General features: G+C 44.3%; 25 protein-coding genes, 1 riboswitch and 1 other annotated feature. Of the genes, 8 read left to right on the forward strand and 17 right to left on the reverse strand.

Annotated elements, in window-relative coordinates; genetic code table 11:
• Positions 1-3 precede the first annotated feature (3 nt).
• Positions 4-900, reverse strand: coding sequence for an ATP phosphoribosyltransferase (gene hisG / locus ACF8OV_RS06905; RefSeq protein ID WP_005480403.1), 897 nt, complete (start codon positions 898-900; stop codon positions 4-6).
• Between the two features lie 54 nt (positions 901-954).
• Positions 955-1,092, reverse strand: a sequence feature (His leader region).
• A gap of 364 nt (positions 1,093-1,456) precedes the next feature.
• On the opposite strand from hisG, the gene ACF8OV_RS06910 reads away from it, so the two are divergent.
• Entirely contained in the window at positions 1,457-2,410 is a 954-nt protein-coding gene (locus ACF8OV_RS06910) for a sigma-54-dependent Fis family transcriptional regulator (protein ID WP_021449282.1), read from the forward strand.
• Between the two features lie 176 nt (positions 2,411-2,586).
• Complete coding sequence (locus ACF8OV_RS06915; RefSeq protein WP_203502824.1) at positions 2,587-4,959, forward strand: hypothetical protein; 2,373 nt, start codon at positions 2,587-2,589, stop codon at positions 4,957-4,959.
• A gap of 105 nt (positions 4,960-5,064) precedes the next feature.
• On the opposite strand, the gene tet(35) is transcribed toward ACF8OV_RS06915, so the two are convergent.
• Complete coding sequence (gene tet(35), locus ACF8OV_RS06920) at positions 5,065-6,666, reverse strand: tetracycline efflux Na+/H+ antiporter family transporter Tet(35) (RefSeq protein ID WP_005495724.1); 1,602 nt, start codon at positions 6,664-6,666, stop codon at positions 5,065-5,067.
• A gap of 113 nt (positions 6,667-6,779) precedes the next feature.
• Positions 6,780-6,960, reverse strand: a riboswitch (Lysine riboswitch).
• Positions 6,961-7,557: 597 nt separating this feature from the next.
• Here tet(35) and ACF8OV_RS06925 point away from each other — a divergent pair.
• Complete coding sequence (locus ACF8OV_RS06925) at positions 7,558-7,965, forward strand: DNA-binding protein H-NS (protein WP_005460020.1); 408 nt, start codon at positions 7,558-7,560, stop codon at positions 7,963-7,965.
• Between the two features lie 125 nt (positions 7,966-8,090).
• On the opposite strand, the gene ACF8OV_RS06930 is transcribed toward ACF8OV_RS06925, so the two are convergent.
• The gene (locus ACF8OV_RS06930; protein WP_005459989.1) at positions 8,091-9,395 is read right to left on the reverse strand and encodes an inosine/guanosine kinase; all 1,305 of its coding nucleotides are present in this window, start codon (positions 9,393-9,395) and stop codon (positions 8,091-8,093) included.
• Positions 9,396-9,512: 117 nt separating this feature from the next.
• Positions 9,513-9,782: a hypothetical protein gene (locus tag ACF8OV_RS06935; RefSeq protein ID WP_005459999.1), complete on the reverse strand. Its 270-nt coding sequence runs from the start codon at positions 9,780-9,782 to the stop codon at positions 9,513-9,515.
• Positions 9,783-9,971: 189 nt separating this feature from the next.
• Here ACF8OV_RS06935 and mnmA point away from each other — a divergent pair, with 189 nt between their 5' ends.
• From mnmA to purB, 3 genes are all read left to right on the forward strand, one after another.
• Positions 9,972-11,096, forward strand: a complete 1,125-nt coding sequence (mnmA, locus tag ACF8OV_RS06940; RefSeq protein ID WP_005459992.1) for a tRNA 2-thiouridine(34) synthase MnmA — start codon at positions 9,972-9,974, stop codon at positions 11,094-11,096.
• Between the two features lie 10 nt (positions 11,097-11,106).
• Positions 11,107-11,724 carry a high frequency lysogenization protein HflD gene (gene hflD, locus ACF8OV_RS06945; protein WP_005459996.1) on the forward strand — a complete coding sequence of 206 codons (618 nt, stop codon included), beginning with the start codon at positions 11,107-11,109 and terminating at the stop codon, positions 11,722-11,724.
• A gap of 141 nt (positions 11,725-11,865) precedes the next feature.
• Entirely contained in the window at positions 11,866-13,236 is a 1,371-nt protein-coding gene (purB, locus tag ACF8OV_RS06950; protein WP_005460028.1) for an adenylosuccinate lyase, read from the forward strand.
• A gap of 127 nt (positions 13,237-13,363) precedes the next feature.
• On the opposite strand, the gene ACF8OV_RS06955 is transcribed toward purB, so the two are convergent.
• The 9 genes from ACF8OV_RS06955 to htpX form a co-directional block, all read right to left on the reverse strand.
• Positions 13,364-13,903, reverse strand: coding sequence for a DUF3833 domain-containing protein (locus ACF8OV_RS06955; RefSeq protein WP_203502826.1), 540 nt, complete (start codon positions 13,901-13,903; stop codon positions 13,364-13,366).
• Complete coding sequence (locus ACF8OV_RS06960; RefSeq protein WP_392404338.1) at positions 13,900-14,493, reverse strand: chalcone isomerase family protein; 594 nt, start codon at positions 14,491-14,493, stop codon at positions 13,900-13,902. The genes ACF8OV_RS06955 and ACF8OV_RS06960 overlap by 4 nt, the downstream gene beginning before the upstream one ends.
• Positions 14,453-14,965 (reverse strand): DUF2878 domain-containing protein, encoded by a 513-nt coding sequence (locus ACF8OV_RS06965; RefSeq protein WP_101946043.1) that lies wholly within the window; start codon positions 14,963-14,965, stop codon positions 14,453-14,455. The genes ACF8OV_RS06960 and ACF8OV_RS06965 overlap by 41 nt, the downstream gene beginning before the upstream one ends.
• A gap of 5 nt (positions 14,966-14,970) precedes the next feature.
• On the reverse strand, positions 14,971-16,227 hold the full coding sequence (locus tag ACF8OV_RS06970) for a cyclopropane-fatty-acyl-phospholipid synthase family protein (protein ID WP_203502828.1): 1,257 nt from the start codon (positions 16,225-16,227) through the stop codon (positions 14,971-14,973).
• Positions 16,221-17,039, reverse strand: a complete 819-nt coding sequence (locus tag ACF8OV_RS06975; RefSeq protein WP_180761222.1) for a DUF1365 domain-containing protein — start codon at positions 17,037-17,039, stop codon at positions 16,221-16,223. The genes ACF8OV_RS06970 and ACF8OV_RS06975 overlap by 7 nt, the downstream gene beginning before the upstream one ends.
• Before the next feature lies 1 nt (position 17,040).
• Positions 17,041-18,333: an NAD(P)/FAD-dependent oxidoreductase gene (locus tag ACF8OV_RS06980; RefSeq protein WP_025791991.1), complete on the reverse strand. Its 1,293-nt coding sequence runs from the start codon at positions 18,331-18,333 to the stop codon at positions 17,041-17,043.
• Positions 18,334-18,344: 11 nt separating this feature from the next.
• Positions 18,345-19,070, reverse strand: coding sequence for an SDR family oxidoreductase (locus ACF8OV_RS06985; RefSeq protein ID WP_020840375.1), 726 nt, complete (start codon positions 19,068-19,070; stop codon positions 18,345-18,347).
• A complete protein-coding gene (locus ACF8OV_RS06990; protein ID WP_005495742.1) occupies positions 19,067-19,486 on the reverse strand; it encodes a nuclear transport factor 2 family protein in 420 nt (139 codons plus the stop codon). The genes ACF8OV_RS06985 and ACF8OV_RS06990 overlap by 4 nt, the downstream gene beginning before the upstream one ends.
• Positions 19,487-19,700: 214 nt before the next feature.
• Positions 19,701-20,564, reverse strand: a complete 864-nt coding sequence (gene htpX / locus ACF8OV_RS06995) for a protease HtpX (RefSeq protein WP_203502830.1) — start codon at positions 20,562-20,564, stop codon at positions 19,701-19,703.
• Positions 20,565-20,921: 357 nt separating this feature from the next.
• Between htpX and ACF8OV_RS07000 the strand changes: the two genes are divergently transcribed.
• Positions 20,922-21,089, forward strand: a complete 168-nt coding sequence (locus tag ACF8OV_RS07000) for a hypothetical protein (RefSeq protein WP_005459995.1) — start codon at positions 20,922-20,924, stop codon at positions 21,087-21,089.
• 82 nt (positions 21,090-21,171) lie between these two features.
• Here the strand turns inward: ACF8OV_RS07000 and bioD are convergent, their stop codons facing one another.
• Genes bioD through bioB form a run of 4 tightly spaced genes read right to left on the reverse strand, consistent with a single transcriptional unit; the run spans position 21,172 to position 24,851 of the window.
• The gene (bioD, locus tag ACF8OV_RS07005; protein WP_005460040.1) at positions 21,172-21,858 is read right to left on the reverse strand and encodes a dethiobiotin synthase; all 687 of its coding nucleotides are present in this window, start codon (positions 21,856-21,858) and stop codon (positions 21,172-21,174) included.
• On the reverse strand, positions 21,855-22,661 hold the full coding sequence (gene bioC, locus ACF8OV_RS07010) for a malonyl-ACP O-methyltransferase BioC (RefSeq protein ID WP_053811692.1): 807 nt from the start codon (positions 22,659-22,661) through the stop codon (positions 21,855-21,857). The genes bioD and bioC overlap by 4 nt, the downstream gene beginning before the upstream one ends.
• Complete coding sequence (gene bioF / locus ACF8OV_RS07015) at positions 22,661-23,812, reverse strand: 8-amino-7-oxononanoate synthase (protein ID WP_203502837.1); 1,152 nt, start codon at positions 23,810-23,812, stop codon at positions 22,661-22,663. Before bioF ends, bioC begins: the two co-directional genes overlap by 1 nt.
• Positions 23,799-24,851: a biotin synthase BioB gene (bioB, locus tag ACF8OV_RS07020; protein ID WP_203502839.1), complete on the reverse strand. Its 1,053-nt coding sequence runs from the start codon at positions 24,849-24,851 to the stop codon at positions 23,799-23,801. Before bioB ends, bioF begins: the two co-directional genes overlap by 14 nt.
• Positions 24,852-24,980: 129 nt before the next feature.
• Here bioB and bioA point away from each other — a divergent pair, with 129 nt between their 5' ends.
• The gene (gene bioA / locus ACF8OV_RS07025; RefSeq protein ID WP_025533885.1) at positions 24,981-26,261 is read left to right on the forward strand and encodes an adenosylmethionine--8-amino-7-oxononanoate transaminase; all 1,281 of its coding nucleotides are present in this window, start codon (positions 24,981-24,983) and stop codon (positions 26,259-26,261) included.
• Positions 26,262-26,298 lie beyond the last annotated feature (37 nt).

Here is a 26,298-nt window from a genome sequence, read left to right on the forward strand (position 1 = left end):
CCGTTACTCCATCATTTTTTCAATTGGTAGCACTAGAATTGAGCTCGCACCCAGTTCTTTTAGCTGTTCCATGGTTTCCCAGAACAAATTCTCTGTACTCACCAAATGAACGGCAACTTTCTGTTTGTCTGCTGATAGTGGTAAAACGGTTGGATCTTCTGCGCCCGGCAGTAATGCTTTAATTTGCTCCAACTTTCCAGCTGGTGCGTGCAGCATGATGTATTTTGATTCTTTTGCCTGTTGAACGCCTTGCATACGAGTTAGCAACTTATTGATCAACTCTGCTTTGTCTGCGTCGAACTCACCAATGCGTTGGATAAGCGTCGCTTTGGATCTGAAGATGACTTCGGCTTCTTTCAGGCCGTTTGCTTCTAATGTTGCACCTGTAGAAACCAAATCTGCAATCGCATCCGCTAAGCCCGCTCGTGGCGCAACTTCCACAGAACCAGTGAGCATACAAGTTGAGAATGGCACGCCGGCTTCATCCATGTACGCTTTAAGAAGTTGAGGGTAAGTCGTTGCGATGCGTTTGCCTGCGAGATCTTGTGGACCGTTGTATTCTTCATCTTTATCGATGGCAATGGACAAACGGCAGCCACCAAAATCCAGTCGACGAAGTTGAACAAACTCACATGGCTCACCCAAAGCTTTGCGATCAAGACGAACTTCTTCTAGTTCGTTTTCTCCGATGAAACCAAGGTCAACCACGCCATCCATGATCAAGCCAGGGATGTCGTCGTCACGAACCAAAAGCAAGTCAATTGGCATGTTCTCTGAGTGAACAACAAGACGCTCACCCATTACGTTAAATTTCACGCCGCATTGCTTTAGTAGAGCTTGGCTCTCTTTGCTAAGACGACCTTTTTTCTGAATTGCGATTCTTAAGCGTTGTGTTTGCATTGCTTTATCCCTGTGCAAGATTTTGATATCTAAGTAATTTTTAAACCAGTAAAACTAAAAAACCCTCGAGAGATTGGCGTCTCCCGAGGGTTTAAAATCTGTTCTTACTTTGATTTTCACCTCCGGGAGTTTCCTGCCTCCCGGGTATGCGTACATCTCCCGAAAGACTAGGCTGGGTGATGATGGTGATGAATGTTCATTACAAAATTACGCATACTTATTTAAGACTTTAGTTAGTTGCTTCGTTAGTAACCACACTAACCAAGGATTCTTAATTTTTCAATACCGAAATTGAACTTTTCTTAACTATTTTTTCAAGTCTATGTTTTTTAAGTGTTTATTTTTAGTTTCATTGCGATAGAGTGCAAGAAATGAAGTTGCTATACAACGATTTTCCTAGCAAAAAAAGTCCCTAGTATAAATTTTCCCCGAAACAAACATTTAGACTTTACCACCCACAGTAATTAACAAACTTCTCAATAAAGAGACATTCACTCACGATTGAGACAGCTAATTCAAAACTATTATTTCAGTGGGGCAAAAATAGTGATTAATGATGAAACTGCGAAAAGGTAGTACCAAACCAACGGTGCAATTCAGCGAGGCGGAGCTATATCCTCTGATTGGGAATAGCGCTTGTATCCACGAGCTTCGAAATGCCATTAAAAAGTACGCGCAATGTGACGCGGAAGTACTCATACAAGGTGAAACTGGTGTGGGTAAAGGGTTATGTGCTCGACTGATCCATCAGTTATCTAGTCGACGCTCATCACCCTTTGTAGAGGTTAACTGCGGTGCGATTCCAAGTGGCTTGATTGCTTCCGAACTTTTTGGCCACGAAAAAGGTGCATTTACAGGTGCCATTTCTGACCGGATTGGTTTTATTCAAAAAGCACACAAAGGTACTTTATTTCTCGATGAGATTGGAGATATGCCTTCGGATCTTCAAATACATCTCCTTCACTTTTTAGAAAGCAAACAAATACACAAAGTAGGTGCGGATAAATTTATCGATGTTGATTGTCGTGTGATTGCCGCCAGCCACGTGGATTTAAAAAGCGAAGTCGTACAAGGAGAATTTAGGGAGGATCTATTTTATCGACTCAATATATTACCGCTGACCATTCCTCCACTTCGAAAAAGAGGCAAAGACATTTTGATGCTGTCTGAGCACTTTTTAACCGATTTATCTCATGGTCAAGTACACAACATGTCCGAAGAAGTGAAAGCAAAACTGCTTAAACATCGTTGGCCTGGAAATGTACGTGAGCTGCGTAATGTGATTCAGCGAGCAATTGTCATGTGTGAAGACAATACCCTACTCGTTGCTGATTTAGGGCTTGAGAACAGTGAAAGGCAATTACTCCCTTCTGTTGATCAAATTGACCTCGACTATTTGTTACAGGCCATCGAAGAAAATAAACACAATATGAGCGCAGCCGCACGCCATCTAGGTATTTCTAGAACAACACTTTATCGGCTGATTAAGAAGTACAATATCAACATCTGACAATGTGTACATGTGTAACGCAACACAGTGTAACAACGAAATCACGGCATATCATTTACTTAGCTTTTTCATATAAAACACGTCATGTAAGGCTCTTATAAATCAATAAGTTAAAATAGGCATACTCTTTGCCTTTGTATCCTATGTCGTCACTCATGATGACACAGGAGCAAAAAATGAATATCAACAGGTTTTTATCCAAATTAAGGACAACAACTCTTGCGATATCTTCGTTAGCTATCATGTTTGCTGTACCAGCTTTCGCTAGATTAGATGGCGCAATATTCACGACGACACCTGCTGGTGATATCGTCAATGAAAATGTCCGCTACGAGTCTAAACAAGAAGTATTTTTAGATGGAGGCCCTGGGCCTAACGCACCAAGGACAGCCGCAGCACTGCCTGCTGGTTTGTATTATTTTCAAGTTACCGATCCATCAGGTAAATGTTTGTTATCAAGTACTTTAGATAGCGCAGACACCAACGGTGGTACCTGCTATCAAGATGTAAAAATCAAAGGCAAGAACGCTAGAAACGCCGAAGAGTTTTACGCAGAACCATTAGCCTGTCGTCTTTTCTATTTCGACGGTGAAGGTGGTGTGACATATATGAATGACGTCGTCACCATCACTCAAGAAGTTAAAGTTCGCGGCAAAATGGTCACCCAATCGATAGACATAGAATGTCGACATCAATTGGGAAGTGAGTATTTAGATGTCGACCCAACTTCTCTGCCTGATGGAGAAACCATACAGCTATTTCCATTTGCCAACACACCTAACTCCGGTGGGGTTTACAAAGCTTGGGTATCCACAGCAGCGAGCGTAGAAGCCGCTTGTGAAGGTACTGACCTGTATGGCGAAGAAACTGGTGAAAACTGTGCCGGGTTCTTTGGATTTATCCCTCGATTCTCGAAAACAGATAACTTCAAAGCGAAGACTGCAGAGCCAGAACCGCCAAACTTTGATATTGCTTTTCGTGCGTTCCACGACAGAAACCTGAACTGTCAATATGATCCTATCATCGATGAAGTTATTCCTAATTGGGAGTTTGGTATTCGTGACTTAGCGATGGAGATGGGCGGTATGCGTAATACTAAACTTTCCAATGATTCTCCTGACGAGCCAATCACGTTTAGTGTTTTTGGGGTTGAAGACCATCAATGGAGCTTAGACCAATTCATGTGGTGGGCGAAAAAAGTTGGCTTTACCGCAATGAACACCCCATTCACTCACTTCACAACCTTCGCAGATTTAAGAGACTTTGCACCGACATTCGAAGATGGCGATCTGCATATAGGCTTTGCAAACGCTCTAGCATGTCAAACCAACTTCGACGAAACCATCAAACGTTCTGCTGGTGAGGACACAGATGAAGCCAGCGGTAATGAGGAGAATGACGTTGGTTTCATGCCTAGTGCTTGGGCTCAACCAACCTATGATGATGATCCCGTGTTAACCATCCGTTTTGGTTCTATCGGTATTGCCAATCTTAAAGTGTGTAAGTCGTTCGATATGAACGGTAACGGTATTCATGATGAAGGCGAAAGCTTGATTCCGAATTGGCCGGTCAACCTTTACATACCTGACAGTGTACCCGTTCCTAAACCATTCAACCCTGAGTATCCAGAAAATGGTGAATTCTTAGTGATAGAACAACTTCTTCTTGATGCCGGTGTTCTTCCAGAAGGCGAGAATTTAGCGGAAGTTGATGCCAATGGTTACGTACAGCGGATGACAGGAGAGGATGGCTGTGCCACATTCTTCGTTCTCGTTCCAAATGTTCGCGGTGAAGATCCCGCGCCTTATGAAGTGAGCGAAAGCCTTTCTGCTGCATGGAACAATACCAGTGATCACACCATTTCGTTCGACGTAAAATCTGTCATGAAAATGGAAAATGGCGTCCCTCTCATTATCGGTGAAGTACACAACCGCAGTGACTCACTTGATGGTAATGAAGTGCACTTCAATAACATTTGTGAAATCACTGCAGACTTTGACACCAAAGGTTACTGGCACAACAAAAATGGCTTAAGTGAACTAACTGAAGCCGACAGAGTATATGTGAATGGATTAGCCCCTTACGCCTCTCCAAGTAGCTACTTTGGAGCTGGTGACGAGCCATTTGACGGTAAATTTACTGGTGGAGAGCCAGTTGAAGCAGCATTTAGCGGCGATTCTGCTACTTGGATGGCCGGGACTTGGCAATCCGAAGTGTCACAATTCTTGGTCGATAGCAATGGCAACGCGGACCTTAACGAGCATAAAGAGCAGCTAGCTCAGCAACTACTCGCATTTATCTTTAACACTCGACATCGTCCAACCTCTGAAGGTTTAACCCAAACTACCGTTATTTGGTTTGGCGATCAGTGGATGTCTATTGGAGATATCATTAGTAACGCGGTCAGTGCTTGGGAAGGTTCAGACATCAATCAAATTGATCAGATCAAGACGGTTTTGGATGGTTTGAATAACAACGATGATGTTCCAATTCTGCCATCGTCGTATGAAGACTGTCCAACACCTGACTTCACACAGCCAGAATCTTAAAGGTTATCCCCAAAAACGCGATTGCCCCCCTCACCTAAATCGCGTTAAAAAAAAGCTCCGCTAGTTACTAGCGGAGCTTCCTCTTTTCAACAAATCATATTGCCATTAAGCACTCTGACATGATGCTATTTTCGATTTCGACAACCATGATAGAACAGCACAGACGATAACAAATGTAATCGATGCTGCAATGAAAGAGAACGCGATTGACGTTGTCATACCAAGTGCAATAAAGCCGACACAAGAAACCAACGCAACAGACAGCGCATAAGGCAACTGAGTCGATACGTGGTCGATGTGATTACAACGCGCACCTGTCGAAGACAAAATAGTCGTGTCCGAAATTGGTGAACAGTGGTCACCGAATACTGCACCGGCCAAAACTGCACTTAGCATAGGAAGCATTAGTGCGATGTCAGTTGCACCCGCCATATCACCAGCGATTGGTAACATGATACCGAATGTACCCCATGAAGTACCGGTTGAGAACGCCATTAGACCCGACAACAAGAACAGGATTACAGGTAACCAATGCGGATTAATGTTACCTTGAGCCATAGTCGATAGGTACGAACCCGTCTTCATGTCACCGATAACAGAGCCGATTGTCCACGCAAACACAAGGATAAGAATCGCACCAAACATCGATTTAGCACCAATCCACAGTGTGCGAGTAATCTCAGTCAGTGGTAGTCCTTGTTTTAGAACAGTAAACAGAGCAACGGCCAAACCAAGCAAGCTACCGTAAATCAGAGACGTACCCACATCGGTATTCTCGAATGCACCTAACAATGCAAACTCTTTACCGTCAGCAGCCAACGCTTGACCACCGGTGTACATCATCGAAGCAATTGTCGCGATGATAAGCGTAACAATCGGTAGGATTAAGTCAGAGACTTTACCTTTTTCACTCTCACGAATGTCCAACTCTTCGTTAAGCTCATGCGCTTCTTGAGTGTCGTTCTCTTTGTCTTTGTCAAAACCACGACCTTGAGACGCTGCAATTTCATGCTCGCGCATCTTACCGATATCTAGACCAAACCACGCTACTGCAAACACCATTAACAGCGCAAATACAGCGTAGAAGTTCATTGGTATAAGACGCACATACGCCCCAAGCGCTGAATACTCAGTAATACCATGTGATACTAAAATACCGCCGATGATAGTAATGATGTAAGCACCCCAACTAGAAGCTGGCATGATGACACACATAGGTGCAGCGGTTGAATCTAGGATGTAAGCCAGTTTCGCACGAGATACATAGAAGCGATCCGTTACTGGGCGTGAAATCGCACCTACAGCAAGACTATTAAAGTAATCGTCGACAAAAATGAATACGCCTAAAAAGGCTGCAAGAAGTTTAGAGCCGCGTTTACTTTTCACACGAGACTGTGCCCATTCAGCGAATGCGCGAGTACCGCCAGAAAGTGTCAATAGAGCCGTTGTCATGCCTAATAGAATTAGGAAACCAACAATGCTCATGTTCCAAGTGTTAATTCCACCATCTTCAATGAAGACAGAAGACACTTGAGTACCTACATAGCTTGCAGTACCACCAATTGACCAGCTGTTAAGTAGAACCGCACCAAGCGCGATACCTACACCAAGAGAAACTAATACACGTCGAGTCAGAATCGCCAATGTCAGAGCAACAATAGGAGGCAATAATGAAACAGGAGAATGAGAAAAATCTATTAAATTCATGATCTTCAAAAACCAAAGTTTGGCTAGAGATCTACTGCAGACAAGTCACGCCTTCTTTATAAGAAACGTGCTCATGTTGAACTTAGCGACAGGGAAGCGAACACTCCACCCAACCCTACAGTAGCGCTCCATAGTTTAATGTAAATATACTATGGCAGTGTTGTTCCTTTCAGATACAACCCCAGCAAGGCGTTTTGATATACGACTTACTTCGGCAATCTTCGCCTTCCACTATTATTCATTGGCATCACCCCAATAATAGCTACTCTTCGAGACTGCGCCTCTACGGCAACAACAAACAATTAACCGTTAATTGTACAAATTAACAACAAATTATCTGCAATATTGCATCAGGTAGCAGCCATTGTACTTATGATGAGAACCAATGCAACACATCAAACTAAATTAAACTAATAAATAATCGCCAACCCAATTTATAAACGTCGAACAAACGAATTGAGTATTGTGCAACTGAAATCACGTTAATTTGGTTGTTTATGAAACTTTATTACTACCATAAAAATATCATGGATTATCTAATATCGATAATTTAAAGAAATATGAATAACAAATACCGTACACATTACAGCTTTCGTTTTCTGTTGCGCAAATACAAAGCGTGCCTTTTATAAAAAACACCATTCAATAACTCGCTTGATTAGAATAATCACGTAAAACTTGAATTCACTATCTATTAAGATTTATTTCGAGTTAATTAATATTAGTTTTCAGTCAAAAAATAGCTCAATTTAAACAAAATCATGATTTAGCATTTGCACATAAGGAAAAGATAAAGTTAAATATAAGGACTTATCTTTATTTGTAGATTGGTATTATTTAATCGTAACGATTAAAAATGCCAAACACGTTAACCTATTAATAGGAATCGTTATGTCAGAGCTGACTAAAACACTTCTAAATATCCGTAGCCTTCGTGCATTTTCTCGTGAGCTGACTCTAGAACAATTGGAAGAAGCTCTAGATAAACTAACTACTGTTGTTGAAGAGCGTCGTGAAGCTGAAGAAGCAGAGCGTGAAGCACTAGCACAACAAGAAGCTAAGCTAGCAGAGATTGCAGAAAAAATTGCTCAAGACGGTATCGACGTTGAAGCACTAATTAGCGCACTATCTGGCGAAACTAAGACTAAAGCAAAATCTAAGCGCGCTCCTCGCCCAGCTAAGTACAAGTACATCGACACAAATGGCCAAGAAAAAACTTGGACAGGCCAAGGTCGTACACCTTCTGCAATTCAAGAGCAACTTGACGCAGGTAAATCACTAGACGATTTCCTAATCTAATCGTTCTTGTTTAAAAAGGCTCCCGTTGGGAGCCTTTTTTATTTGTCTTGCGCAAATAAAAAATGGCGTATTTTTTCAAACACGCCATTTTAACATTAGTTATAAAGTGGTTAATTCGATATGAATTAACGTTCCCAGTATGCTTCTTCCAAACTGTCTTCTCGCTCTGGTAAGCCACGAGACAGACGAGGAGAATGTTGCACGAGAACTTCGTAGCTCGCACGGTTCGCATATTTACAAACCTGAGAAAAAGATGAGTAAGTTAAATACTCATTGCTGTGCTTGCTAGAGTTAGGCACATTTTCTTTATGGTATTTATTCGCCGCCATGTCATGAAGAACAGCAGACAACGCAGCATCACCCGCACCGTTTGTGTTCTTAATTTTCTCTGGACCACCCATGTAAGGAGAAATATGCGAATAAACTCGAATTGGATTCTGACAAGCATCTTTTTTAGCCGGACGGCTGAACTCGTAACGATTAAATTCAGCAATCGAGCCAGGAAGTAATGGCAACGTGGTTTCACGCTTCGCACTGTCTTCAGTGTAACCCGCCATAAACAGACCAACAGGACCTGCGGTACATAACACCATATCAGCCCACTCTAGCGTCTTATCAGAAGCGGCTAGCGGATCAGTTTCGCCTGTTAGCGCTTCTGCTTCGTCTTCGTTCATTGCGACAACAGAAACGTGTTCACGAATAAAGTCTTGCCAGTATTTAGGATCGTCTTGAATAACAAACTTAGTACCTAGCGTTAATACAACAGGAACGTCGTTCTTCTTCGCAAACTCAATGGCTTTCATTGTTGCTTCAGGCATTGGATCGCCTTCTTTACAACGAACTAAGTAAGATGTCAGTACTAGTGCAGAAGCATTTTTGAAAATTTTCTCAGGAATGCTGTCTGGATGAAGCTGGTTCATTTGACCTTCGCTGATCGCAAAAGTACGTTCACCGTCTTCAGTGATCAAAGCAAAACAACGACCGATAGCACCATCAACACCTTGCAGGTAATTCAGATCCATGCGGCTCGATGTATTACAAAGGTAACGATAGCCGTAGCTGCCGATTTTGATATCCTGGCTCATCACACCAAGCAGCGTAGAACGATCGTCTGCAAGAACCGAGTAGTTATGAAGTGTATTGCCAATCGTACCACCAGCGTATTCGTTAGTGATCAGATTCTCTTCTTTTAGTTGCTGGTATAGCTCTTCTGCTTTTACATCATCAATAACCAGCGAGTGACCTTTACTCAAACCGTACTTTTCAATCACATCTGACGTTACTTTTGCCTCGATATCCACCAAAGTTTGGTCAATACCGATGATGTGAGTGCGCGTCATCTTCTTGCTTTCTTGTGCTTGGCTCACCAAAGGATCACGAGCATGAACAGGAAAATAGTGCTTCGATTTGCGTTGTCCAGGAAATTTCATATTGTTAGTCTGAGTAAGGGGATGAAAAGGAGAACGGATTCTATACCGCTAATAATAAAGCGGCAATAAAAGCAATTATAGCAAACGTTTGCTGGGTGCTTTTTTCTTCCGGGTTACTTATTCGCCTTCCATGAAGCTCAAATCAGGCAGCTGATTTAGGTGTTCAGTGTAACGCTTTAAATTGAACTCCCCTTCGTTTTTCATTACATCAAAGATTTCAATCGACATAGCACATGCCATCATAGCTACCGCTTCTTCTCTTGGTGTACCAGTCATCATCAAACGCATCAATGTTTCTTTAACTTTGATAGGGTTCCCATCTTCAAGCTGATTCTCAACAATTTCAATCAACTCAGCTTCTTGCATAAATTGGTTTTCGTCACTCATTTATATTGTCCTCTTGGATTTTTGCCAACTATGCCATATATATCCTTTCTATACTTATGAAATTACTATTTAGTGATGCTGTTGCGGAAAAAGGCAGCAAAAACGAATTGTGATTTCGATCTCGGATCTGTCACCGGTCTGTGGATTCTGTTAGAATCTGCGTCCCGTTTATTTTAGTGGTGTTTAGTAATGTCTGATAACAGCCAAAAGAAAGTCATCGTCGGTATGTCCGGCGGCGTTGATTCATCTGTTTCTGCGTATCTTCTAAAGCAACAAGGCTACCAAGTAGAAGGCCTGTTCATGAAGAACTGGGAAGAAGATGACAACGAAGAATATTGCACAGCAGCAGAAGATTTAGCCGATGCTCAAGCAGTATGTGACAAGCTAGGCATCCACCTTCACACCATCAACTTTGCAGCAGAATACTGGGATAACGTATTCGAATACTTCCTTGCAGAATACAAAGCAGGCCGTACTCCAAACCCAGACATCCTTTGTAACAAAGAAATCAAGTTCAAAGCATTCCTTGAATTCGCTGATGAAGTGCTTGAGGCAGACTACATTGCCATGGGTCATTATGTGCGTCGTTCTTTCCCTGAAAACGGCGAAAAGCCACAAATGCTGCGTGGCCTAGATAGCAACAAAGACCAAAGCTACTTCTTGTACACACTAAGCCACGAACAAGTTGCTCGTAGCCTATTCCCTGTGGGTGATTTGGAAAAACCAGAAGTTCGCCGTATCGCGGAAGAACAAGGTCTAATCACAGCGAAGAAGAAAGATTCAACAGGCATCTGTTTCATCGGTGAACGTAAATTTACTGAGTTCCTAGGCCGTTACCTTCCTGCTCAACCAGGCAACATCGAAACGCCAGAAGGCGAAGTTATCGGTCAGCACCAAGGCTTGATGTACCACACACTAGGCCAACGTAAAGGCCTTCATATCGGTGGTCGTAAAGGCGGCGGCGGTAACGAAGACCCATGGTTCGTAGGTGAGAAAGATCTCGACCGCAACGTGCTTATCGCCGTTCAAGGTAAAGACCACCCGATGCTAAAATCAGAAGGTCTACTTGCATCACAACTTCACTGGGTAGATCGTGAACCAATTCGCGATGTTATGAAGTGCACAGTGAAAACTCGTTACCGTCAGCAAGATATTCCTTGTACAATCATTCCTATCGACGACGAGAACATTAAAGTGATCTTTGATGAGCCACAAATTGCCGTGACTCCAGGTCAATCCGCCGTGTTCTACAAAGATGACGTTTGCTTAGGTGGTGGTATCATCGAGCAACGCATTAAATATTCTCAAGCTTAGGAGTTGTTACGTGGCGAATACACTTTATGACCGTACTATCGCTTTCGCTGGTATTTGCCAAGCTGTTGCTTTGGTTCAACAAGTTGCGAGAAACGGACATTGTGATCAAGATGCTTTTGAAACATCCATGAACGCCATTTTGAACACAAACCCAGCCAATACTATTGGCGTATTCGGTCGCGAAGCCGACCTAAAACTTGGCCTTGAGTGTTTGGTGAAAGGGATTGATAGCACCCCATCTGGCAGTGAAATCACCCGATACATCATTAGCCTAATGGCATTAGAGCGTAAACTAACCGCACGCACTGATGCCATGTCTCAGCTTGGTGATCGCATCCAAATGGCGAAACGCCAAACAGAACACTTTGAATTGCTAGAAGATCAAATGATCAGCAACCTAGCAAGCATTTATCTTGATGTAGTTAGCCCAATCGGCCCTCGTATTCAAGTAACTGGCACCCCATCGGTATTGCAGCAAACCGCCAACCAACACAAAGTTCGCGCTTTGTTGTTATCAGGCATCCGTAGCGCAGTACTCTGGCGTCAAGTGGGTGGCAAACGTCGCCACTTAATCTTCGGACGCAAGAAGATGGTTGAACAGGCTCAAATCCTGTTAGCCAGAATGTAATTCCATAGCTCGCGTTCATCGCGAGCTAATTTTTTTGACTAAAACAAATCTCGCGCAAACGTTTGCGCAATATTCGTGACAATTGCCACAGTTATTGGTATAAAGCTCACGAAATTTAGAAACCCAATTCAGGAGAACATCATGGAACTGTCAGCATTGACTGCTGTTTCACCAGTAGACGGCCGCTACGGAAGCAAGACAATTGCGTTACGCGAAATCTTCAGTGAATACGGTCTTTTAAAATACCGTACTATCGTTGAAATCCGCTGGCTACAAAAGCTTGCTGCTACTGCTGAAATTGCAGAAGTGCCAGCGTTTAGCGCAGAAGCAAACCAATTCCTAGACGACCTTGCTGCAAACTTCTCTGAAGCAGACGCACTACGTATCAAAGAGATCGAGCGCACAACTAACCACGACGTAAAAGCGGTTGAGTACTTCCTAAAAGAGAAAGTCGCAGACGTTCCTGAACTGCACGCAGTAAACGAGTTCTTCCACTTTGCATGTACTTCTGAAGACATCAACAACACCTCACACGCTCTAATGCTAAAAGAAGCGCGTGAAACCGTGATTCTTCCAGAAATCCGCAACCTTATTGACGCTATCAAAGCACTTGCTGTTGAGTACCGCGACATCCCTCTTCTATCTCGTACACACGGTCAGCCAGCTTCTCCATCAACAATGGGTAAAGAAATGGCAAACGTGGCGTACCGCATGGAGCGTCAATACAAGCAAATCGAAAACGTTGAAATCCTAGCGAAAATCAACGGCGCGGTAGGTAACTACAACGCGCACCTATCTGCTTACCCGGAACTAGATTGGCACAAGTTCTCTGAAGAGTTCATCACTGAATCTCTAGGCGTAACTTGGAACCCTTACACAACACAAATCGAACCACACGATTACATCGCTGAGCTGTTCGATGCTGTGGCACGTTTCAACACTATTCTGATCGATTTCGACCGTGACGTTTGGGGTTACATTGCACTAGGCCACTTCAAGCAAAAAACCATTGCTGGCGAGATCGGTTCTTCGACAATGCCACACAAAGTTAACCCAATCGACTTTGAAAACTCTGAAGGTAACCTAGGTCTTGCGAACGCCGTGTTCGGTCACCTAGCACAGAAACTGCCTATCTCTCGTTGGCAACGTGACCTAACTGACTCAACGGTTCTACGTAACCTAGGTGTTGGTGTTGGCTACGCAATCATCGCCTACACTTCTACGCTAAAAGGCATCAGCAAACTGGAAGTGAACCGTGACGCGCTTCTTGCTGAACTAGACAAAAACTGGGAAGTTCTAGCAGAGCCAGTACAGACAGTCATGCGTCGCTACGGTATCGAGAAGCCATACGAGAAGTTGAAAGAGCTAACTCGCGGCAAGCGCGTAGACGGTGAAGCAATGCGTAACTTCATTGACGGCCTTGAGCTTCCTGAACACGAAAAAGCACGTCTAAAAGAGATGACGCCAGCGAACTATATCGGTCAAGCAATCGAGCTAACTGACAAGCTATAATCTCTCAATAATGAGCGAAAAACTAAAAAGGTTGACGTGAAAGCGTCAACCTTTTTTGTTTGGAAGCTTACCAACCGAGGCATTCCAATAGAGTATTTTCGCCCAATACGTGTTGAGCATCGCGGATTTAGGGTTGTTTTTGAAAGAACAAGGTTATTGTCCCCACCTCCACGCCAAACTTTTTAATTTTGGTCAGGTTGAATACGTGTTTGTCATCTTGTCGGTAAAGCCAATCATCAAAGGCAACAGTCACTGTCGAGTCGTCCATTTTTAACTCAAAGTCATATTGCCATTGCAGAGCGTTACCCTGCTCTTTTCCGTTTGCGAAACCCATAATGTCATCTGCTTTGCCTGTATACCTGCCATCCTCTGCACGAGAAATAGTCCAAACACGCTGGTCGGTTTCACCATCGTCAAAAACAAAGTCCTCAACAAGAACCAATTCATCACCCGTTATCGTACCGACAATATCAACCTCAAAGCGGCGTGTTTGTTTCTCGGAATAATCTTGCACCATTCCCCATGCCTTCACATTGCCATCAAAATATTCAAATAAATTAAATGGCGGCGTAGATGCTTGGTAATTGTCTATATCCGCCGAGCAAGCATTCAACGTAATAGCAACGCACACAGCAAAGTATCGCAATAATGTTTTAAAGATGTTCACGGTCTGACTTGTCCTATAAGTTGTTTACGCAGCTTTGGAAATTCCGTTTTTGGTGACAACCAAATGGACAGGAATGCATCATTCATACGTTCGTCCGTTATTTCGCCAACCATTTTTTGCGTTTTAGTTCCTGCTTGGCGATAGATTATCTGTCCCTTATCTCCATCAGTGACGTAGGTAAGTTCATCGCCATTTTTGATACTTGGGAAGATAAAGCTCAATTGGGTAATCCATTGTTGGCGGCTCGACTTAGGGAAGCCCAGTTTTTGCCACTGTTCCTCCGTCACCTCAAGCAACTGCTGCTTGCTTATGTCTCGTTGATAGTTGATCTCTAAAGCAAATGGATGCGGAGAAACATCCGTAGAAACAAGGTATTGTCCATTGGGTGCTTTTAGGCGAGATCGATAAATATCAAACACAAACCAAGTTAGCTGCGCTTCGCCTACTGTTTCCCATTCCTGCCAGTTTTCTACATTCAGTCTGTCAGTGCTTCCTATATCTTGTGCCTGCGACGGTATTGCGCCCACTACAAAAACAAACAAGATACCGCTACCCATACCCCTTACGAGTTTTCTCTTTAAGTTTGCCATTGTTATACACCTTGAGAATCACCAGCATTAACACCAACCATTCCACAAACAAGGCCAGTAACGTAATACTTGTATCGAATCCAAACTCTACCGCTTGAAGCTTGTAGCCAGCGAAGTAGCTGAGCATTCCTCCAAGCCCACCTAATATTGATACGCAGATTTTGGCGAAGCGGTGCAAAAGCACTTTCAGTTGGTAGGCATACCATGCAAACAATACCCATAGACCAATCAACCACACAGGGAGCCAAGGGGTAGGGAAAACCAAAAGCGAGAAGTTTTGATTTAGCGTATCGAGAACTAGCCCGAAAATGGTGACAAAGGCGATCGCTTTCACCGAGTGAAACGCCGTCAGAATGGTATACACCAAAGTCGCCAACGCCAGTATCATCATCAACCATTGCCACTCAAACGTACCAAGCACAGCAATAAACCAGCACAGTTGAAACCAAGTGGACGCAATCAACACTCTCATAATTCTTATGGGCGCTGGAAAGTCATGTGAACGGCGCTGATCGTACGAGCAATAAAACCGCCTTCACAATAACTAAGGTAATAACGCCACATGCGGACAAACCGGTCATCGTACCCAAACCCTCGCACAGCATCCTCTGCGCGGTTAAAACGGCGATGCCACTCATTCAGTGTTTTTGCGTAGTCTAGGCCTATGTCAAACAAATCACGAACTACCAAATCACTGTGCTTAGTGGTCGCTTGTGTCAAAGACGTCACCGACGGCAAGAAACCACCAGGGAAAATGTATTTCTGAATAAAATCGACATTGTTGCTGTAATAGTCGTAGCGCTGGTCCGCAATCGTAATCGCTTGGATAGCCATCAGGCCGCTAGGCTTTAATAATGACTCGCATTTTTTGATGTAGGAAGCTAAGAACTGTTTCCCCACGGCTTCAATCATCTCGATAGAAACCAATTTATCGTACGTCCCAGTAAGGTTACGATAGTCTTCTTTAAGTAAAGTAATTCGATCGGCTAAACCTCGTTGTACGATTTGCTGTCGAGCATATTCATGCTGCTCTTCCGAAATGGTCGTTGTTGTCACTCGGCAACCGTATTGCTCAGCCATGTATATCGCCATCGCCCCCCACCCTGTGCCAATCTCAATCACATGGTCGGTAGATTGAAGATCCAACTGCTGGCACAAGCGTTCCATTTTATTGATTTGAGCTTGCTCTAAGGAGTCGGCACTTGTGCGGTAAAGCGCTGATGAGTACAGCATGTTGGTATCTAAAAAAGCTTCATACAAATCATTGCCTAAATCGTAATGAGCATGGATGTTCTTCCGAGAGTTTTCTTGCGAGTTTCGATTCGTCCAATGGCTAAACTTGTAAAGCAACTTGGTAAGCCAACTACCCTGCTCCTCAAGCTTATCAAGGGCCCGCATATTTAGCGCCATCAGCTTCATCAATGCCGTTAAATCTGGACTGTCCCACCAGCCATCCATGTACGCCTCACCGGCAGCGATGCTACCGCCTTGTAATATTCTGGAGTAAAAACCTGGGTGCTTAACCTCAATGGTCGCAACGACAGGTTGGCCACTGTATTCTCCATTTGGCGCAGTAAAACGTTCACTGCGCTCCTTTGTCTCGGTATGAAACGATTCGATAATGGTTAAGCAACCCATTTCCATCTTTTGCAGACATTGAAAAATAACTCCGCGAGCCGCTTTCTGAGTCGTCGTCAGTTTGCGCGGCAATGTTATAGAAGTCGTATTTAACATGCAGAATTCTCCTTGTGCTTATTATTTTTCTTATCTGATTTGTCGCTAGAGGCTTTACGTTCATTGGACGCCAAATATTTAGGGTGGGAATAAAACGGCGCACCTTTAATCCATAACTTCAACGCATGCCAGTAGATTCCAACCATCACTTTTACTGTTTGAATTGGTGTTCCGATCAAGCACTTCAATAAAGAACCGCTGGAAAATGGCTGTGCTTTCATTGCCATTGTGGCGTCGAAGTGTTTTTCACCTTTATGGCATTCAAGATGGATATTTAACTTGTCTGTAAGCGGTTTTATTTTCCAGCGGTACGATTGGTCTATCGGGTTGAACGGTGACACGTGGAATGCTTTGTCTTGCTCCCAACCAAAATCTTCATCCTTTGGGTCAGCCGCTATCGCGTAATAATGGCGCTCATTCCAAGGTGTATTGCTGACTTCAGCGAGAAGATATTGCCATTCACCTTTTTGGTCATACAGGTAGTAAAAATTCACTGGACTAAAATAGAGCCCGAGATAACGCAAATGACAGACAGCCAGTACTTTGCCGCTGCAACGTACGCCCGTAAGTTCTGCGACTTTATCTTGCACCGCTTTTTTCAAACTCCCTTCACCGAGGTAATCATCGCGTTTGAATCGAGCCCAATGCCACCAGCGAGTCCCAAAGCCCCAAACTTTTTTCTCAAGTACACCAATTTCATCCAAATCAATCGCTGGCATAAACATTGAGTAATTCAGCTCATGCTTAACGGGTGTAAAACGACGATGCCTTACATTGCCTATAAATAACTGACTGTGAGAAGGGATACTCATATTACGCAGCACCTTGTTCATAAAGAGTGTCGTTTTTCTCGTTATGTTTAGCGGCAATTCCTTTCACAACATCCAAAGCACTGCGCACGCCATCTTCATGGAATCCGTTGTACCAATAAGCGCCACAAAACCACGTATGTTGAGTTCCTTGTATTTCTTCTTTGCGTTGCTGGGCAGCGATAGACTCCATCGTAAAGACAGGGTGATGGTAGGTGAACTGACGCAGAATCTTGTTCTCGTCGATATCTTCAGTACGGTTTAAGGTGACGCAGAATGTGTGTGAAGAGTCGATATGCTGCAAAATATTCATGTTGTACGTTAGGGACGGCAATCGTTGCTGCTCCTCTTCGCCTCCTTCCAGCAAATAGTTCCACGATGCCCATGCAGATTTTCGTTTCGGTAATACACTCGTGTCAGTGTGAAGAACCACATCATTTGCTTGGTAAGCCATATTAGACAAAATGTCGTTTTCACATGACGAGGCATCACTGAGCATCGCTAAAGCTTGGTCGCTATGACAAGCAAAAATGACTTCATCAAACCACTCACACTGTCCATTTGCATAAATCGCTACGCCTTGTTCACTGCGAACGACTTTTTCAACCGGACTATTCAGTCGAATCTTATCTGCAAACCCTTGTGTTAAAGGTGGAATATAAGCACGTGAACCACCCTTGATAACATACCATTGCGGACGATTCATCACGTCTAACAAACCGTGATTGAGGAAAAAACGTAAGAAGAACATCAATGGAAATGCACGCATATCAGCGAGGGAAGATGACCAAATCGCCGCGCCCATTGGCAGAATATAGTTGTCAGAAAAGAAATCACTAAACTGGTGCTCATCCAAAAATGCACCCAGCGTTTGAGAACTCGATATTTGCTCAGTAGCAGACGCTTTTGCTAGTTTATTGAAGCGTAAAATCTCAAGAATAAAGCGATAGAATTTTGGATTAAGCCAATTTCGCTTTTGTGCGAACAATGTTGTTAATGTGTGGCCATTATATTCCAAACCATTGCCATCGTTTCTCACGCTGAAACTCATTTGCGTCGGAATACCTTCCACGCCAATTTCATTCATCATTTTGATAAAATTTGGATATGTACGGTCGTTGTATACAATGAACCCTGTATCAATCGCATAATCCTCATTCCCGACACGTACATCAACCGTCGCCGTATGGCCACCAATATAATCGTTGGCTTCGAACAAAGTGATATCGTGTTGTTGGTGCAGATAGTACCCACATGTCAGTCCAGAAATTCCAGTGCCTACAATAGCGATTTTCATGCTTCTTCCTTTTAAGATACGAGTTTAGCCGTCAGCCTTGCTTGCCAACTGTATGGAAGCAACGAGATAAAGCGGAGAATGCCTGTAAATCTCGCCGGAAAATAAATGTGGCTTTTATTCGCCGCTAGCTGCTTTCTCAATAATTGAGACGCTTGCTTGGTTGAAATGATCATAGGCATCTCAAAGGTGTTTTTATCCGTTAGGGGCGTTTCAACAAACCCAGGAAACACAGTAATCACTTTGATGCCTTTCTTCTTAAGATCCACAGCGAGCGTGCGCGCAAAGTAGCTCACTGCCGCTTTTGACGCGCCGTACGCTTCCGCTCTTGGCAGCGCGACTTCGGAGGCAATGGAGCCAACAATGACAACGCGGTGCCCTCGCTGAAAATACGGTTGGCAAGCTTCTATACAGTTAGCTACACCTACGACATTAACATTCATCACGCGCGCCATAAGTTGCGCATCTACAATGCCATCATCCATGTATTCGCAATCACCCGCGTTGAAGATCCATGTATCTGGAATCGTCTTAAGCGAAGACAGTACTCGCTTCGTCTCCTCATAATCGGTTACATCAAACTTCAGCGTTTCAATAGATGAAGAAGTTGCCGCTAGCTCGGCAAGTACAGCTTCATTGCGTCCACATGCGATGACACGCGAACCAGACTCAGCAAAGTCGAGAGCCAGCTGTTTACCTATCCCGGAGGTCGCCCCCGTAATTAAAACGACACTGTTCATCGCCCCAACCTTTGCTTAATGGTTTTGATGACAGAGCCAAGCAAAGGCAAATGCTCATAAAGCATTTCACCCAAATCAAAATAATCTCGGTGATAAATGACTTGGCCATCGGAGAACTTCATGTGGGAAACGCCGCTCACAGCGATTGGAGCCCCTTTGTGTAATTTCGGATGTTGAAGATCCATAGTCCAAGTCAGGAAACCCGTGTCCCCAACCTGCTGATGATCATGGATGATGAAATCACAGCGAATCACATTCGCGTACAATGACTGGAAATAATCAGAAAGAGCAGGCAGTCCTTCTAAGCGATGAGCCGAATCTTCAAACACCACATCTTGGTGATAAACGTCTTTCAGAAGATGCAGGTTCGCTTTGTTAAGCTTCTGGTAAATGTCTCCAACCGACTGTATGTCCATTCTTTCGCTCCCAAATGTCACTGATGATTGTACAAAAATATTATATGTACAAGATAGACCAATTAGAAAAAGTTGTACAAAAAAAAACTTGTATAACTTTGTTTCTGCGCTTTGATTTTTAGAAAGTAGTACGTAATCAAATTGGTGAGCGATCATCAGGCAAAAAAAAGGCTTGGTAAAAACCAAGCCTTTTCAAAAAACTATGTAAGTCGTATTACTGGTTACGTAGCGCCGCAATACGTTTATCTAGTGGTGGGTGGCTCATCAGAAGCTCTGTTAGAGACTGCTTACCGTTGATACCGAACGCCATCATTGTGCCATCGAGTTTCGATTCTTGGCTCATCTTCAAACGCTCAAGAGCAGCAATCATTTTCTCTTTACCTACTAAACGCGCTGCACCTGCATCGGCATGGAATTCACGGTGACGGCTGTACCACATCGTGATGAAGCTTGCTAAGAAACCAAAGACAAGTTCCAACACCATAGACACACCAAAGTACACCATCATGTTCGTGCCTTGTCCTTCTTCATCGTCGTTCGATGCCACAATATTGGCGATAAAACGCGATAGGAAGATAACAAACGTGTTCACAACACCTTGCATTAGCGTCATCGTGACCATGTCACCATTCGCAATGTGGCTCACTTCGTGCGCCAGAACAGCTTCAGCTTCATCACGCGTCATGTTGTGTAGAAGACCAGTCGATACAGCAACCAGTGAATCATCACGCTTAGCACCTGTCGCGAATGCGTTGATGTCTGCAGAATCATAAATCGCTACTGTTGGCATACCAATGCCCGCTTGTCGCGCTTGGCGGCCTACCGTCTCAAGCAACCAATGCTCTGTTTCGTTACGTGGGCTTTCAATCACCATGCCGCCAACTGAGCGTAGTGCCATGCCCTTTGACATCATTAACGAAATCAATGCGCCACCAAAGCCAAATACGGCTGCCATGACAAGTAAACCAGACAGACTGCCTGGTTGCATTCCAGTGGTCGCGTAAACAATATTCAGAACAACACTAAGAACCAGCACAACAGCTAGGTTAGTTGCTAGGAATAACATAATTCGCTTCATTACTTTTCTCCGAGGAAGCTTATCGTTTTTTTAAAACGGATTGTTATATGGAACATCTTTTAAGGGAAATCAAACGCTATAAAAGCCGATTCCACTTAGTTTCGTGCTCCGTTGCGTTATAGATATAGTCTATCCGCGATAAAAACAAGGTTAAGCAATAAATTGCAACATTTGTTTTCGAGACTGAAAAATCATAAACAAGTTACCAACCTAAAAACAGCACCTTAGGTTAAGTATAGACTTTGGTCTTATTGTGATGACAAATGAACATGCTAGATTCAAGCGAGATGAACAAAACAGAGCACGCTCTAAGAGCGTTATTGAAGCTCGAAACTTCCATGTCTTGAGGGAAATATCATGGTAGAAACTAACGACTATCAAATGGCTATCGATTTACTACGTTGTCACCTAGGGATCTCAGAGGATGAGGCCAAACAGCAACTCGGTATTTCAACCGATCATCACTTGTCTAAACGTGTTGCTGAGACACAGCAAGCGCTGATGGGACTTAGCCAAGAAAAGTAGCAGTAATCTTATTAAGCTACACCAATAGAAAGGGCTGCAAATTGCAGCCCTTTGGTTTTGAGTACGTTTACAAGAAATGCTCTTAATCGATGTTCAGTAATGGCTCAACGTTAATGTATTTACCCAACTCTTTGCGCTTCGCACTTGGAATGTAAGGGATCTCACCTAACTTCGGTGCATCAATGCGCGATTCAAGCATTTCAATAATGTCCGCGTAATGCTCTGTGCCTGGGTTAACTCGGTTCGCAATCCAACCCACTAGGTTTAGACCATCTGCTTTGATGATTTCCGCCGTTAATAAAGCGTGGCTCAAACAACCCAGTTTAATACCCACGACAAGTACCACTGGTAGCTGCTCTTGCTGTACCCAAGTAGACAAGCTGTCTGTGTCTGACACAGGAACACGCCAACCACCAGCACCTTCTACCAATACAACATCGGCTTGCTCTTTATGTTGAGCGAGCTTTTCACTCAGCAAATCGTATTCGATTTCAACCTGCTCGTGCTTGGCTGCGATGTGAGGAGAAGCTGGTAATTCCAAAGCGTATGGGTTCACATCTTCATAAGCCACTTCTAAGGTTGCGGCTTTTTGCAAGTGCAGTGCATCTGAATTGCGCCAACCTTGCTCTGTTTTTTCGCTTCCTGCAGCCACTGGTTTGTAGCCAATGGTATTTAGTCCTTTTGCTGCGAGTGCTTGCAAGACGGCTTTCGACGCCACCGTTTTGCCTACATCAGTATCCGTACCAGCAATAAAAAATGCATCAATCATAAATGTATGACTCCAAAACAAACCTGATAAGTTGCAGGTAGAAGACCTTGATCGTTTTTGAATGCTTGGTACGCGCGCTCGACTTGCAACAAAGTACGACGACTTGTTAGACCATGTGAGCGCCCGCTTACGTGATTTGCACCAATACCTTTGAGATCACGCATAACAGAAAATGCTGAGTCGTACCAAACTGTGATGGTGGTCGAGTCTAGATGATGGTTATGGCATCGAGATTGCGCTAACGCAATTTTTACCTGATTGAGAGTAATAAAGTTATTCACGTGTTGATATGTGTCAATTTTTGCCCACGAATCACGCAGTTCGCGTAGCGAGCCATCAACAAGTGTTGAGAAGCACCCTTTCCCATTAGCAGTTAATATTCGGCGAATTTCTCTCAACGGATAACTTAAATCGACACACCACTGTAGCGCGAGACTTGAAAACACATAGTCAAAACTAGCGTCCTCGAATGGCAAGCTTTCCGCGTCTGCTACCACATAACGAACATTATGCTCACCACAACGCTCGCGCGCTTTGTCCAACATACCTTGCGAAAGATCGGCACAAACAACGCTTGCGCCTCGCTCTAGCAATAGCTGAGAAAAATATCCGGTTCCACACCCCAAGTCCAAAACGCGCTTGTTGGTAAGATCGCTTGGGAGCTTTTCTAACAAACGATGGCCAACATCTCGTTGAAATGCAGCATGTTTGTCATAGGTGTCAGCCGCTTTGCCAAAAGACGAAGCAATCGCCTCTTTGTCTTGGTGTACGTTGTCCAACACCATGTTTTCGGCATTATTCATTACAGCGCTCCTAATGCTTGTTTCAATGCGATTGAAAGCGTTTTAACTTGTTCTGTACTATGGTTCGCAGTGAGCGTGATACGAAGGCGTGAGGTACCTTTCGGAACGGTTGGTGGACGAATCGCGGTGACCCATATGCCATTTTGTCGACAAGCGTTCGCAACCTGCAAAGCAAGTTCTGATTCGCCAATCACAAATGGCTTGATCGGGGTATCTGTTTCAACAAAGCCATCCAGATCGCTTAGATTCGTTTGATAAACCTCATTTAGCTCCGCCAGCTTTTCGCGTCGCCAAGACTGCTCTTGAATCATAGAAACCGCATGTGTCAGCGCGTAGGCCTGCGCAGGTGGCATTGCTGTTGAATACACATGGTGACGAGCAAACTGGGTCAAAAAGTCACCCGTTGCTTGATCACACAAAATCGCCGCACCGGACATGCCAAACGCTTTACCGAAGGTAACGACTAAAATCTCTGGTTTGACATTAGCAAGTTCACAAGAACCTCCACCCGATTCGCCGAGCACGCCAATACCGTGAGCGTCATCCACTGCTAACCATGCTTTACGTAAGCGAGCTACTTCCGCAATGTCTTTCAACGGCGCGCAATCGCCGTCCATGCTGAAGACACCTTCAGTCACGACCAGATGATTGCCTTCATTAGTAAACAGCGTTTCTAAATGCTTAATGTCATTGTGCTTAAAACGCTTCATTTTCGCCGTTGACAGTGACCCTGCTTCCATCAAAGATGCGTGGTTTAATCGGTCTTGAATCAATACGTCTGATTTTTCTAGCAGAGTAAAAAGCAACGCTTGATTAGCACTGAAACCAGAGCCAAATAATATCGCCCTCTCGAAGCCCAACCATTCAGTTAACGCCGCTTCTAAGTTGCTGTGCGCAGCACTGAAGCCAGTAACCATGGGTGATGCCCCACTGCCACTGCCATAAACGCTCAGACCTTGCTGCCAAGCACGTACAAGCGCTTGATCATTGGCTAAGCCTAAATAATCGTTGCTTGAGAAGTTGATGTAGCGTCTGCCATCATGTTCTAAAATCGATTGGTTTCCGGCAAATACCACATTCATTGAACGATTCAACCCTTGCGCTTTACGAGCAGAAAGAGCAGATTCGATTCGAGATTTAAACGCTGGCATCGTAGAAAAGATCGTCTTTAGTTGGACGTGCAGCAACGCGCTCTACCACGCGATCCAGCAATTCGTTTTCTTCGATTTCATCAGGTTTTTGAGACACTTCTTGGCTGTTAATACCCAGCTTCTTAAACAGCACCATGTCTTTGTCTTCAGAAGGGTTTGGGGTCGTTAGAAGTTTGCAGCCGTAGAATACTGAGTTTGCACCTGCCATAAAACACAGCGCTTGCATCTGTTCGTTCATGTTTTCGCGACCAGCAGACAAACGCACAGCCGATTGAGGCATCATGATTCGTGCGATTGCAATCAGGCGGATAAAGTCGAATGGCTCAACATCGTCCACAGTCTCCAGCGGTGTGCCCTTCACTTTTACCAGCATATTGATTGGTACGCTCTCAGGGTGTGTAGGAAGGTTCGCCAATTCAACCAGCAAACCTGCACGATCGTTGGCACTTTCACCCATGCCGATGATACCGCCAGAACAAATCTTCATACCAGCATCACGAACGTGAGACAGCGTATCCAAACGGTCTTGGTAAGTACGAGTGGTAATGATGTTGCCGTAGAACTCAGGCGACGTATCTAGGTTGTGGTTATAGTAATCCAGACCCGCGTTTGCCAGCTGCTTCGCCTGCTCTGGCGTTAACATACCTAACGTCATACACGTCTCCAAACCCATGTCTTTTACGCCTTTGATCATATCGGTCAAATGCGGCATGTCGCGCTCTTTCGGGTTCTTCCACGCTGCGCCCATGCAGAATCGCGTCGAACCTGCATTTTTCGCTTTTTGAGCAGCGTCGAGTACACGTTCGACTTCCATCAGACGCTCTTTTTCGATGTCTGTGGTGTAACGAGCGCTCTGAGGACAGTACTTACAATCTTCTGGACAAGCACCCGTCTTAATCGACAGAAGCGTGCTTACTTGAACATGGTTGGTTTGTTGGTATTGACGATGAACAAGCTGCGCTTCAAATAGGAGATCCATGAATGGCTTTTCCATGAGATCGCGCACTTCAGCATGCGTCCAGTTATGACGAACTTCCACGTGTATTCCTTTAATCACTTTTTTGTTGTGTTGACAGTCTACTTAGTCTCGATAAACTGTCAACACAACAAGAAACAACGAAGTTTACATTGGTTTATTTTTTAACCTTAACAACTATTGGAATAGAACATGGATCTCGCCTTCGACCGCCATCACATCTGGCATCCTTACACTTCAACGTTGACACCTCTGACCTGCTACCCAGTGGCCTCAGCAAATGGTGTACACATTAAATTGGAAGATGGGACAGAGCTTGTCGATGGCATGTCTTCTTGGTGGTCGACTATCCACGGCTATAACCATCCCCACCTAAATCAAGCGGCTCACCAGCAAATCGATCAAGTGTCACATGTCATGTTTGGCGGGATTACCCACCAGCCTGCAATTAGTTTGTGTAAGAAGTTGCTGTCCCTCGCACCAAATAACCTTGAGCATGTATTCCTTGCCGATTCAGGTTCCGTTGCCGTAGAAGTTAGCTTAAAAATGGCTCTGCAATATTGGCATGCGAAGGGCGAACGCCGACCGAAGTTTCTGACTTTGCGCCACGGTTATCACGGTGACACCTTTGCAGCCATGTCGGTTACCGATCCAGATAACTCAATGCACTCTCTCTACAAAGGCTTTTTACCTGAGCATATCTTTGCGGAGTCACCAACTTGTGGTTATTGGGATGAGTGGAAGCCGGAAGACCTTGCTGACTTTGAACACAAGATTGACTCGCACCATCAAGAGCTTGCAGCGGTGATCCTAGAGCCTATCGTTCAAGGTGCGGGCGGCATGCGTATCTACCATCCAGAATTTCTCAAAGGCGTGCGTAGGCTTTGTGATAAATATGACTTGTTACTGATTGCGGATGAAATCGCAACAGGGTTTGGACGCACTGGCAAATTGTTTGCCTGCGAACACGCAGATATTCAACCAGACATTCTGTGCGTCGGCAAAGCACTCACAGGCGGCTACATGACCCTTTCAGCGACGCTGGCGAGTAAACATGTCGCTGACACGGTTTGTGGTGGTGACGCAGGTTGTTTCATGCACGGACCAACCTTTATGGGTAATCCCCTCGCCTGCGCTGTAGCAACGGCGAGTTTAGAATTGATCGAACAAGGTGACTGGCAGCAGCAAACCCAGCAAATCGAAATGCTGTTTTCTGAATTACTGCCAAAACTTGAAGAATACGACTTGGTGAAGAACACCCGTTGGTTGGGTGCCATTGGCGTCGTAGAAACGCATCGCCCAGTGAATATGGAAACCATCCAAGCACTGTTTGTTGAGCACGGTGTTTGGATTCGTCCATTTGGCAAACTGATTTATATGATGCCGCCATTCATCAGCAAACCAGAAGATATTGAAAAGTTAATTAATGCGATTGATGCAGCGTTGCAACGTAAAGACTGCTTCGCTTCATAGTTCAACTCAACACGAAAACGGTTTGAGTATGAGACTC

Origin of the sequence: Vibrio sp. GLN_1 (assembly GCF_043106015.1) — a bacterium.
In the GTDB taxonomy this organism is placed as follows: domain Bacteria; phylum Pseudomonadota; class Gammaproteobacteria; order Enterobacterales; family Vibrionaceae; genus Vibrio; species Vibrio parahaemolyticus.

What these genes read in the sequence shown, in the direction of transcription:
- hisG (WP_005480403.1), bottom strand. Translation starts at nt 900, where the DNA reads ATGCAAACACAACGCTTAAGAATCGCAATTCAGAAAAAAGGTCGTCTT.
- ACF8OV_RS06910 (WP_021449282.1), top strand. Translation starts at nt 1,457, where the DNA reads ATGAAACTGCGAAAAGGTAGTACCAAACCAACGGTGCAATTCAGCGAG.
- ACF8OV_RS06915 (WP_203502824.1), top strand. Translation starts at nt 2,587, where the DNA reads ATGAATATCAACAGGTTTTTATCCAAATTAAGGACAACAACTCTTGCG.
- ACF8OV_RS06925 (WP_005460020.1), top strand. Translation starts at nt 7,558, where the DNA reads ATGTCAGAGCTGACTAAAACACTTCTAAATATCCGTAGCCTTCGTGCA.
- ACF8OV_RS06930 (WP_005459989.1), bottom strand. Translation starts at nt 9,395, where the DNA reads ATGAAATTTCCTGGACAACGCAAATCGAAGCACTATTTTCCTGTTCAT.
- ACF8OV_RS06935 (WP_005459999.1), bottom strand. Translation starts at nt 9,782, where the DNA reads ATGAGTGACGAAAACCAATTTATGCAAGAAGCTGAGTTGATTGAAATT.
- mnmA (WP_005459992.1), top strand. Translation starts at nt 9,972, where the DNA reads ATGTCTGATAACAGCCAAAAGAAAGTCATCGTCGGTATGTCCGGCGGC.
- purB (WP_005460028.1), top strand. Translation starts at nt 11,866, where the DNA reads ATGGAACTGTCAGCATTGACTGCTGTTTCACCAGTAGACGGCCGCTAC.
- ACF8OV_RS06960 (WP_392404338.1), bottom strand. Translation starts at nt 14,493, where the DNA reads ATGGCAAACTTAAAGAGAAAACTCGTAAGGGGTATGGGTAGCGGTATC.
- ACF8OV_RS06965 (WP_101946043.1), bottom strand. Translation starts at nt 14,965, where the DNA reads ATGAGAGTGTTGATTGCGTCCACTTGGTTTCAACTGTGCTGGTTTATT.
- ACF8OV_RS06970 (WP_203502828.1), bottom strand. Translation starts at nt 16,227, where the DNA reads ATGTTAAATACGACTTCTATAACATTGCCGCGCAAACTGACGACGACT.
- ACF8OV_RS06975 (WP_180761222.1), bottom strand. Translation starts at nt 17,039, where the DNA reads ATGAGTATCCCTTCTCACAGTCAGTTATTTATAGGCAATGTAAGGCAT.
- ACF8OV_RS06980 (WP_025791991.1), bottom strand. Translation starts at nt 18,333, where the DNA reads ATGAAAATCGCTATTGTAGGCACTGGAATTTCTGGACTGACATGTGGG.
- ACF8OV_RS06985 (WP_020840375.1), bottom strand. Translation starts at nt 19,070, where the DNA reads ATGAACAGTGTCGTTTTAATTACGGGGGCGACCTCCGGGATAGGTAAA.
- ACF8OV_RS06990 (WP_005495742.1), bottom strand. Translation starts at nt 19,486, where the DNA reads ATGGACATACAGTCGGTTGGAGACATTTACCAGAAGCTTAACAAAGCG.
- htpX (WP_203502830.1), bottom strand. Translation starts at nt 20,564, where the DNA reads ATGAAGCGAATTATGTTATTCCTAGCAACTAACCTAGCTGTTGTGCTG.
- ACF8OV_RS07000 (WP_005459995.1), top strand. Translation starts at nt 20,922, where the DNA reads ATGGTAGAAACTAACGACTATCAAATGGCTATCGATTTACTACGTTGT.
- bioD (WP_005460040.1), bottom strand. Translation starts at nt 21,858, where the DNA reads ATGATTGATGCATTTTTTATTGCTGGTACGGATACTGATGTAGGCAAA.
- bioC (WP_053811692.1), bottom strand. Translation starts at nt 22,661, where the DNA reads ATGAATAATGCCGAAAACATGGTGTTGGACAACGTACACCAAGACAAA.
- bioF (WP_203502837.1), bottom strand. Translation starts at nt 23,812, where the DNA reads ATGCCAGCGTTTAAATCTCGAATCGAATCTGCTCTTTCTGCTCGTAAA.
- bioA (WP_025533885.1), top strand. Translation starts at nt 24,981, where the DNA reads ATGGATCTCGCCTTCGACCGCCATCACATCTGGCATCCTTACACTTCA.